Source organism: Motilimonas sp. 1_MG-2023, assembly GCF_030547455.1.
Taxonomy (GTDB): Bacteria; Pseudomonadota; Gammaproteobacteria; order Enterobacterales; family CBDFNC01; genus Motilimonas.
Genome location: NZ_JAUOPX010000047.1, coordinates 24,043 through 33,493 on the forward strand (window position 1 = coordinate 24,043; position 9,451 = coordinate 33,493).

A 9,451-nucleotide genomic window follows, 5' to 3' on the forward strand; every position below is an offset into this window, starting at 1 on the left:
CTTTCCATGGTACGAATTGGACATGGTTTTGATGTACATAAATTTGGTGGCGATGGCCCCGTAATTATTGGTGGGGTAGCAGTACCTTACGAGCAAGGGTTAGTCGCTCACTCGGATGGTGATGTGGCTTTGCATGCGGTAACCGATGCTTTACTTGGCGCGCTCGCCCTTGGCGATATTGGTCGTCACTTTCCTGATACGGATGCTGAATTTAAGGGCATTGATAGCCGAATTTTGTTGCGTGATGTGTTTAATAAAGTAAAACAAATGGGGTATCAGATTGGCAATCTTGATGTCACTATTATTGCTCAAGCCCCTAAAATGGCCCCTCATATCGATAGCATGCGTGTTTGTCTAGCACAGGATTTAGAAGCTGAGTTATCACAAGTTAATGTGAAAGCGACAACATCAGAAAAGTTAGGTTTTACAGGGCGAAAAGAAGGCATTGCTTGCCATTGTGTGGTGCTATTGGTGAAAGTCTTATGAGCGTTGAAATGAACTGGAGCTATCTCTACGGCAAGCCGGAAATTAATGCACAATTTAAGGCCGAAGTTGAAGATTTTGTGGTTACAGAAAACCTTGGCTTTGCGGCGACAGGGGACGGTGAGCATGTATTTATTCGGTTGCAAAAGCGCAATGAAAACACCCAATTTGTTGCCAAGCAAATCGCCAAAATAGCCGGTCTGCCTGCCAAAATGGTGACTTACGCTGGTTTAAAAGACCGTCGTGGTGTTACCGAACAGACCTTTTCTGTGCATATTCCTGGCTTAGTAACGCCGGACTTTAGTGAATTAAATAGTGATTTAGTGCAGATCCTGTCTATTACTCGCCACAACCGAAAGCTGAAAACCGGCGCCCTAGCAGGCAATGCTTTTACTATCCGTCTGCGCGATGTTTCAGATATAGCTGCCTTAACAGAGCGCTTGGAGCAAGTTAAGCAAGGGGTTCCGAATTACTTTGGTGAACAAAGATTTGGTTTTAACGGTGGTAACATTGCCGCCGCAAAGGCAATGTTTAATGGCCGCAAGGTAAAAGATCGCTTTAAAAAAGGCATGTATTTATCAGCTGCGCGCAGCTATTTATTTAATAAAGTTGTGTCACAACGCATTAAGCAAGGCTTAGCGTTTACGGTTTTACCGGGTGATTGCTGTGGTCTGATGGGAAGTCGGTCGTACTTTACCACGGATGCTGAAGATTCCACCTTAGCAGAGCGCTTAGCGCAGCAAAATATTAAATTAACTGGCCCACTTTGGGGCAAAGGGGAGTTGGCTGCTAACCTTGATGCGCAAGTGTTTGAACTCGCGGCTTTGGCTGATGAAGAAGAGCTAAAGCAGGGACTTGAAGCGAACGGCCTAAAACAAGAACGACGTGCTTTGTTTATTTTGCCAGAAGCTTTGACCTACCATGCCGAAGGCAATGATATGGTTGTGAGTTTTTATCTTGAGTCGGGTTGTTATGCAACCAGTGTGATCCGTGAACTAGTGGAAGTGCAGGAAAACCATGCGAATTTTAGTGAGTAATGATGATGGTGTGTTTGCACCCGGTATCGCCTGTTTGTCTGCTGCGTTAAATGATATCGCCCAAGTGACAACCGTTGCGCCCGAGCGTAATCATAGTGGGGCCAGTAATTCATTGACCCTAGAATCGCCATTGAGATTACGATTATTGAGTAATGGTTTTTATAGCGTTAATGGCACGCCAACAGACAGTGTGCATTTAGCTATCAATGAATTATTTGAACAAGAGCCTGATATTGTGATTGCAGGCATTAATGAAGGGGCCAATTTAGGTGACGATGTTATCTACTCTGGCACGGTTGCTGCTGCGACAGAAGGTCGATTTCTTGGATTACCTGCCTTGGCAGTGTCACTTGTGGGTGATCAGCATTACGAAACCGCGGCTCATTTTTGCAAAATAATCCTTGCTAAGCTGCAGCAGTTTGGTTTGAAAGAAGCTCAAGTGATCAACATAAATGTACCCGATATACCGATAAATGAGGTTAAAGGTATTAAGCTAACACGCTTAGGTAGTCGCCATCGCGCAGAGGCTGTGCTGAAACAACAAGACCCACGCGGAAAAGATATATTTTGGATTGGTCCACCAGGTAAAACGCAAGATGCCGGTGAGGGAACAGACTTTCATGCCATTAATAGTGGTTTTGTGTCTGTGACACCTTTAACCATTGATCTAACACATCAGTCTGCATTAGTGAGAATGAAGCAACAATGGGGTGAGAGTAGATGCTAGAAGTTACCCCAGCAGGCTTAGCGTTAGCCAAAACGTTACAGATAATGGGAATAACCAATCAATCGGTTTTGGATGCCATGGCAAAGACACCTCGTCACTGGTTTGTTGATGAGGCTTTTTCCCACCAAGCTTGGGAGAATACTGCGTTGCCCATTGGACAAGGGCAAACGATTTCACAGCCTTATATTGTCGCCAAGATGACAGAGCTGTTATTAGAATCTGCTCCCCAGCATATTTTAGAGGTGGGGACTGGCTCGGGCTATCAAACAACCGTCCTATCTCAGCTGGTTGACTCAGTTTGCACCATTGAGCGGATTAAAAATTTAAAATTTCAAGCTCGGCGTAAGTTAAACCGACTAGATTGCCATAATGTGTCATGTAAACACGGTGATGGTTGGCAAGGTTGGCAAAGCAAAGGGCCCTTTGATGCCATTATTGTGACCGCAGCTGCAAGCTCGGTACCTGAAGCATTATTAGGGCAATTGAAAGAGGGAGGGCGTTTGGTGATCCCGGTTGGAGATACAGAGCAAATGTTGAAGGTCATCACTCGTGATGAAACCGGGTTTGTTAGCCGAACCATCGAAATGGTGAGATTTGTTCCTTTAATTAATGGTGAGTTAGCTTGAGATTATTTTCTGTTTGCTTAGTGCGTCATTTACACATAGTCCTTGTGTGTGGCTGGGTATTATTCATTTCAGCTTGTAGTTCCAATCATTCACCTGCTCCTGTTAAAAATGCGGGCAAATACCAGCAGAAAAATTATGGTCAAATGTCACAACCTATATATAAGGTTAAGGCGGGAGATACACTGTTTGGTATTGCTTGGCGAGCAGGTAAAGATTACAAAGATATCGCCGCATACAACCGAATCAAGCCCCCTTATACTATCTTCGTCGGACAAAAGCTGAAAATTCCACCGGCAAAATATAAAACTGCTGGAACCGGTTCCAGTAGCAATAAAAACCAGTTGGTTAGCAAAGTTTACGCCAAACCCGAAACAAAAACCGATCAAAGCATAAATGAAAAAAATCAACAAAAAAAACTTGAACAGCAAAAAAGAAAAGAATACGCTGAAAAAAATAAGAACAAAAATGCAACAACTGACGTAGCAAGTAATAAGATTTCTAATTGGCAATGGCCAACCCAAGGGAAAATTCTTCAAGGCTTTTCCACTGCGGAATTAGGAAACAAAGGCATAGATATTGCCGGCAAGCGTAATCAGTCTGTTAAAGCATCTGCTGATGGCAAAGTTGTTTATGCCGGAAGCGCCTTAAGGGGATACGGTAAGTTAATTATCATCAAACATAATGACGATTATCTTAGCGCTTATGCTCATAATGATAAGTTGCTCGTTAAAGAGCAGCAAACGGTTAAAGTGGGCCAGCTCATAGCTGAAATGGGAAGTACAGGCACAACAGATGTCCGGCTTCATTTCGAAATTAGGTACCGCGGTAAGTCCGTAGATCCACTACGGTTTTTACCAAAAAAATAACCGTAGCAGTACACTTTGTACTGCAACTGTTAGGGAGAACACAGTATGAATCTCACTACACAAAAAGTAAAAGTAAAGACTGATAACTTAGACCTAGTTGATGATGAAGAGTTAATAGCTCTTGATGTTGAAGAAGAAATCGACGAAGAATTAATGGTCGCTTCAGAAGTTAAAAATCTTGATGCCACCCAACTTTACCTAGGTGAAATAGGCTTCTCGCCTTTGCTCACAGCGGAAGAAGAAGTTTACTACGCGCGACGAGCCCTGCGCGGTGATGAAGTTGCCCGCAAACGTATGATTGAAAGTAACCTGCGCTTAGTGGTGAAAATAGCCAGGCGTTACAACAATCGCGGTCTAGCCCTATTAGACTTAATCGAAGAGGGCAATTTAGGTTTAATTCGTGCTGTAGAAAAATTTGACCCTGAGCGCGGTTTCCGTTTTTCAACTTATGCTACTTGGTGGATACGACAAACCATTGAACGTGCCATCATGAACCAAACGCGTACTATCAGACTCCCTATTCACGTGGTGAAAGAGCTTAATGTTTACCTTCGCACTGCACGTGAGCTTGCCCATAGTCTCGATCATGAACCCACAGCCGAAGAGATTGCAGAAAAACTTGATCGTCCTGTTGAAGATGTCAATAAAATGCTGCGTTTGAATGAGCGGATTAGCTCTGTTGATACACCCATAGGTGGCGATTCAGACAAAGCACTACTCGATGTGATTGCTGATGAAAAAGCGGGTGGTCCAGAAGGATGTACGCAGGACGATGACATTAGCTCTAGCCTAGTGCATTGGCTAGAAGAGTTAAATGCGAAACAGCGTGAAGTATTGGCTCGTCGTTTTGGTTTGTTGGGTTACGAAGCCTCAACACTTGAAGATGTTGGTCGTGAAATAGGGCTCACTCGTGAACGAGTAAGACAAATTCAAGTAGAAGCATTGCGTCGTTTAAGAGACGTACTGACACAACAAGGCTTGAATATTGAAGCCTTGTTTCGTGAGTAACTCTAACTCGTTTTCTCATTGACGTTTTAGTTAAATGAAAAAGCCACAACGGAATGTTGTGGCTTTTTTGTTGCTATGAACTCGAACCTTGAATCTGTCAAGTCGAATGCTTTCGACGTCAACAATATTAAGGCTATTTCAAACCTCGCGCGTTATAACGCTTTTTTAAGTAGATAGATAAGGTCTAGGGCTTGCCTAGGCGAAAGTTCATCTGGGTTTATCTGAGCGAGCTGAGTGACCGCTGGGTGCTCAGTTTCTACCGCAAATGGCAGGCTCGGTTGGCTAGGCGCAGATGTCGTGGGTGACTTTGGTTGATCCGCCTGTGTTTCGAGCTGATGCAGTTTTTGTTTTGCTTGCTTGATCACTTTTTGCGGCACCCCTGCTAGGGCGGCAACCTGTAAGCCATAGCTCTTACTGGCAGCTCCTTCTTGTACTGAATGCATAAATGCGATGCTGTCTTGGTGTTCAACCGCATCTAAATGCACATTTGCGAGTCCCTGCATCAGTTCTGGCAGCTGAGTGAGCTCAAAATAGTGGGTAGCAAATAAGGTAAAGGCCTTCGTAGTTTGCGCTAAGTGTTCGGCACATGCCCAAGCGAGGGACATACCGTCATATGTGCTGGTGCCGCGACCGATCTCATCCATTAATACCAAGCTGCTACTAGTAGCATTATGCAGAATGTTAGCGGTTTCAGTCATTTCTACCATGAAGGTCGAGCGGCCACTAGCTAAGTCATCACTGGCACCTATGCGCGTAAAAATTCTATCTACATTGCCAATAACCGCGCTGTCTGCCGGTACGTAACAGCCGATATGGGCCATTAATACAATTAAGGCTATTTGCCGCATATAGGTTGATTTACCGCCCATGTTGGGACCGGTAACAATCAACATGCGGCGATCTTTACTCAGTTCAACAGGATTAGCGATAAAAGGTTCATTGGTCACTTGTTCGACCACGGGGTGGCGGCCTGCGCTGATCCGTATCCCTGAGTCATGGCTTAGCGTCGGCTTTACATAGTGTAATGTTTCCGCTCGCTCGGCAAAATTGGCAAATACGTCCAGTTCAGATAGCGCGATGGCTGTTTTTTGTAACGCGCTTAAAAAAGGTAGCAGCAAATCGAGTAATTCGTCATAGAGCTTTTTCTCAAGTGCTAGTGCCTTACCTTGGCTCATGAGTACTTTGTCTTCGTAGGTTTTTAGCTCTGGAATGATATAGCGTTCGGTATTCTTTAACGTTTGACGACGTACGTAATGAGGTGGAACTTGCTCACTTTGGCTACGACTTACCTCAATATAATAGCCATGAACGCGGTTATAGCTCACTTTTAACGTAGCGATGCCTGTTTGCTGTTTTTCACGCTCTTCAAGCTCGGCTAAGTAATCGGTTGCCCCTTTAGATAAGCTGCGCCACTCATCCAGCTCTTCATGGTAGCCGAGCGCTATCACACCGCCATCTCGAATCAGTACCGGTGGATTATCAATAATGGCACGCTGCAATAAGTCTGCTAACTCAGGGTAGTTACCAATACGTTGACTGTGCGCGAGTAGCAATGGGCTATCAGAATCAGCTAATAGCTGGTTCAAATCGGGTAAAGTGGCAAACGCTGTTTTTAATTTAACCAGATCGCGAGGCCGCGCACTTTTTAACGCTAGGCGTGCGAGAACCCGCTCAATGTCGCCGATGTTTTTTAGAAGGTCGGCGGTTTCGCTATAAAGGGATAAATCTAATAGCTCTGTAATAACATCTTGCCTGTGCGCTAAAGTGTTTAGATTGCGGCTTGGTTGGTGGATCCAACGTTTAAGTAAACGGCTACCCATCGCGGTCGCGGTATTATCGAGCACTTGTGCGAGAGTATTATCAAAGCCGCCTGCTAGGTTTTGTGTCAGCTCTAAGTTACGACGTGTGGCAGCATCTAAAACGACTACATCTTGATTCTGCTCTAACGAAATCGAATTGATATGAGGTAATGCGGTGCGCTGGGTATCTTTTATGTATTGCAATAAACAACCTGCAGCACAGAGTGCAACATGGGCATCTTCAACACCAAAGCCCACTAGGTCTCGCGTTTCAAATTGTTGCGTCAATAGTCGCTTAGCTGTTTGTAGTTCAAACTCCCATTCTGGTCGACGACGGATCCCACGTCTTTGTTCGAACAATTGAATATATTGGAAGTCTTCTGGGTAAAGCAATTCAGCCGGATCGAGACGTTGTAGCTCTGCTTGTAGGGTCTCTTCTTTTTCAAATTGGTTGACAATGAAACGGCCACTAGTGATATCTAAAGTAGCGAGGCCAAAAGTTTGTTGCGATTGGTAAACACAGCTAATCAGGTTATCGCGATTATCTTCTAATAGCGCTTCATCACTTACGGTTCCGGGAGTGATGATACGAACAATTTTTCGCTCTACGGGGCCTTTGCTGGTGGCGGGATCGCCAACTTGCTCACAAATAGCTGCTGATTCACCCATTTGTACCAGTTTTACCAAGTAACCTTCAACAGCATGATGAGGCACGCCTGCCATAGGGATCGGCTGTCCTGCTGTCTGGCCGCGTTTGGTTAATGATATGCCAAGTAAGCGAGAGGCTTTTTTCGCATCATCGAAAAACAGTTCGTAGAAATCACCCATACGATAAAACAGCAAAATTTCAGGCGCTTCTGCTTTTAATGCTAAATATTGCTGCATCATTGGCGTGTGTTGTGGGGTTGTTTTATTTGTCATAGTTTGGCCGTTCTCTGCTGTGTTCCGTAGGGCAAGGCGCTAAGGATACTGGAATCAAACTCGTTCGCAAAGATACAGTGAAAGAGAAATAGATTTATCGACTAGTGATTTGTTAAGGTTGGCTGATGGTTATAGGTATTTAAAATATAGTTTCAGCAGAAGTCTGAATTTATATACAGTTAAAATTCCTCTTGATACTGTACGAAACCACAGTATACTAAAGCCAATTACTTCTAATTTTTACCCTGAGTGGAGTCGCAAATGGATTCAAATAAAGAAAAAGCGTTAGCAGCAGCATTAGGCCAAATAGAAAAGCAATTTGGTAAAGGTTCAATTATGCGCCTTGGTGATGGCGCTGCTGCGATGCTGGACATAGAATCTGTTTCAACAGGCTCTTTAGGCTTGGATGTCGCGTTGGGTATAGGTGGTTTGCCTTATGGCCGCGTGGTTGAAATTTATGGCCCAGAAAGCTCTGGTAAAACAACCCTAACACTGCAAGTAATTGCAGAAGCACAAAAACAGGGCAAAACATGTGCCTTTATTGACGCTGAGCATGCTTTAGATCCTATTTATGCGCGTAAGTTAGGTGTAAATGTAGATGAACTGCTTATTTCTCAGCCTGATACCGGTGAGCAAGCGTTAGAAATTTGTGACATGTTGGTGCGCTCTGGTGCCGTCAATGTGGTAGTGATTGACTCCGTTGCAGCATTAACCCCAAAAGCCGAAATTGAAGGTGACATGGGTGACTCGCATGTTGGTTTACAAGCGCGCCTGATGTCGCAAGCATTACGTAAACTAACAGGTAATATCAAGCAAACTAACTGTTTATGTATTTTCATTAACCAAATTCGGATGAAAATCGGGGTGATGTTCGGCTCACCAGAAACCACTACAGGTGGTAACGCTCTGAAATTTTATGCTTCTGTACGTCTAGATATCCGCCGGATCGGTGCGGTAAAAGAAGGCGATGAAGTGGTTGGTAATGAAACGCGCGTAAAAGTGGTTAAAAACAAAGTTTCACCTCCATTCAAGCAAGCTGAATTCCAAATCCTATATGGCGCGGGTATTAACATGCTAGCCGAAGTGATTGATTTAGGTGTGAAAGAAAAGTTAATCGAAAAAGCCGGTGCTTGGTTCTCTTATAAAGGTGATAAAATCGGTCAAGGTAAGGCGAATGCTTGTCGCTACTTAACTGAAAACCCACATATCGCACAAGAAATTGAAGGCTTATTGCGCGATGCTTTGTTACCTAAGCCTAAAGATGACTTGAAAGCAGCCTCCGTGACAGCTCAAGAAGAAGATGAAGCAGAGCTTGATTGATAATCAAACTGCTAGCTATAACCAAGTTTATCAATCCGCGATAAACTTGGTCTCTAGGCGAGAGCACTCTCGTCTAGAGCTGCAACAAAAACTGCAACAACGTAATTTCCCCTCTGCTCATATCAATCAAGTGATAACTTACTGTTGCGACAGTGATTATGTTAATGACCAACGTTTCACGCAAAGCTTTATCCGTATTAAAGCGGGCAAAGGTTTAGGTCTAAACAGAATTAAAATGGAATTGAAACAAAAAGGAATTGATAACGACTTAATTAGCTTGGCTTTAGATGAGTTAGATCTTGATTGGTTTGAATTAGCAAAAAGTTTGTATCAACGTAAATATCCCACTCCACAGCCAGATGACTATAAAAGTAGGCAAAAAAGGCAGCGATATCTCTATTATCGTGGCTTTGATAGTGAGCAAGTTCGTTATGCAACTAGCGATTAGCTGTATCAGGCTGCGCTGACGAATATTCGTTCAGACAGGAGCTGACCACTTTTCCCTGGTGTTTCACCGTGATATTCATATTGAGTGTGCGCATTTAATTTTGTCAGTGGGGAGCGGTTGCTCAGCTTAGTCAGCCATGGGCGGATAAATGTTTATTATCCGATTTTGAAATAGCTCGGTTTACTTTTCCCTGGTGTTTCACCGTGATATTCATGT

The 9,451-nt window shown here is 43.9% G+C and carries 9 protein-coding genes; 8 read left to right on the forward strand and 1 reads right to left on the reverse strand.

All coding sequences use genetic code 11. The annotated features are described in order from the left end of the window. The first annotated feature begins 6 nt into the window (after positions 1-6). Genes ispF through rpoS form a run of 6 tightly spaced genes read left to right on the forward strand, consistent with a single transcriptional unit; the run spans position 7 to position 4,747 of the window. Complete coding sequence (ispF, locus tag Q4519_RS18515) at positions 7-486, forward strand: 2-C-methyl-D-erythritol 2,4-cyclodiphosphate synthase (protein WP_232803428.1); 480 nt, start codon at positions 7-9, stop codon at positions 484-486. Next, positions 483-1,520 (forward strand): tRNA pseudouridine(13) synthase TruD, encoded by a 1,038-nt coding sequence (truD, locus tag Q4519_RS18520; RefSeq protein ID WP_303514831.1) that lies wholly within the window; start codon positions 483-485, stop codon positions 1,518-1,520. The genes ispF and truD overlap by 4 nt, the downstream gene beginning before the upstream one ends. Further along, the gene (gene surE / locus Q4519_RS18525; RefSeq protein ID WP_303514832.1) at positions 1,501-2,247 is read left to right on the forward strand and encodes a 5'/3'-nucleotidase SurE; all 747 of its coding nucleotides are present in this window, start codon (positions 1,501-1,503) and stop codon (positions 2,245-2,247) included. Before truD ends, surE begins: the two co-directional genes overlap by 20 nt. Next, entirely contained in the window at positions 2,241-2,873 is a 633-nt protein-coding gene (locus tag Q4519_RS18530; protein WP_232803425.1) for a protein-L-isoaspartate(D-aspartate) O-methyltransferase, read from the forward strand. The genes surE and Q4519_RS18530 overlap by 7 nt, the downstream gene beginning before the upstream one ends. Next, positions 2,870-3,739, forward strand: coding sequence for a peptidoglycan DD-metalloendopeptidase family protein (locus Q4519_RS18535; protein ID WP_303514835.1), 870 nt, complete (start codon positions 2,870-2,872; stop codon positions 3,737-3,739). The genes Q4519_RS18530 and Q4519_RS18535 overlap by 4 nt, the downstream gene beginning before the upstream one ends. A gap of 45 nt (positions 3,740-3,784) precedes the next feature. Then, positions 3,785-4,747 (forward strand): RNA polymerase sigma factor RpoS, encoded by a 963-nt coding sequence (gene rpoS, locus Q4519_RS18540; protein ID WP_303514838.1) that lies wholly within the window; start codon positions 3,785-3,787, stop codon positions 4,745-4,747. Between the two features lie 152 nt (positions 4,748-4,899). Here the strand turns inward: rpoS and mutS are convergent, their stop codons facing one another. Next, positions 4,900-7,467: a DNA mismatch repair protein MutS gene (mutS, locus tag Q4519_RS18545; protein WP_303514841.1), complete on the reverse strand. Its 2,568-nt coding sequence runs from the start codon at positions 7,465-7,467 to the stop codon at positions 4,900-4,902. A gap of 261 nt (positions 7,468-7,728) precedes the next feature. Here mutS and recA point away from each other — a divergent pair, with 261 nt between their 5' ends. Beyond that, positions 7,729-8,787, forward strand: a complete 1,059-nt coding sequence (gene recA, locus Q4519_RS18550) for a recombinase RecA (RefSeq protein WP_232803421.1) — start codon at positions 7,729-7,731, stop codon at positions 8,785-8,787. After that, positions 8,768-9,235 carry a recombination regulator RecX gene (gene recX / locus Q4519_RS18555; protein ID WP_232803420.1) on the forward strand — a complete coding sequence of 156 codons (468 nt, stop codon included), beginning with the start codon at positions 8,768-8,770 and terminating at the stop codon, positions 9,233-9,235. The genes recA and recX overlap by 20 nt, the downstream gene beginning before the upstream one ends. Positions 9,236-9,451: the final 216 nt, after the last annotated feature.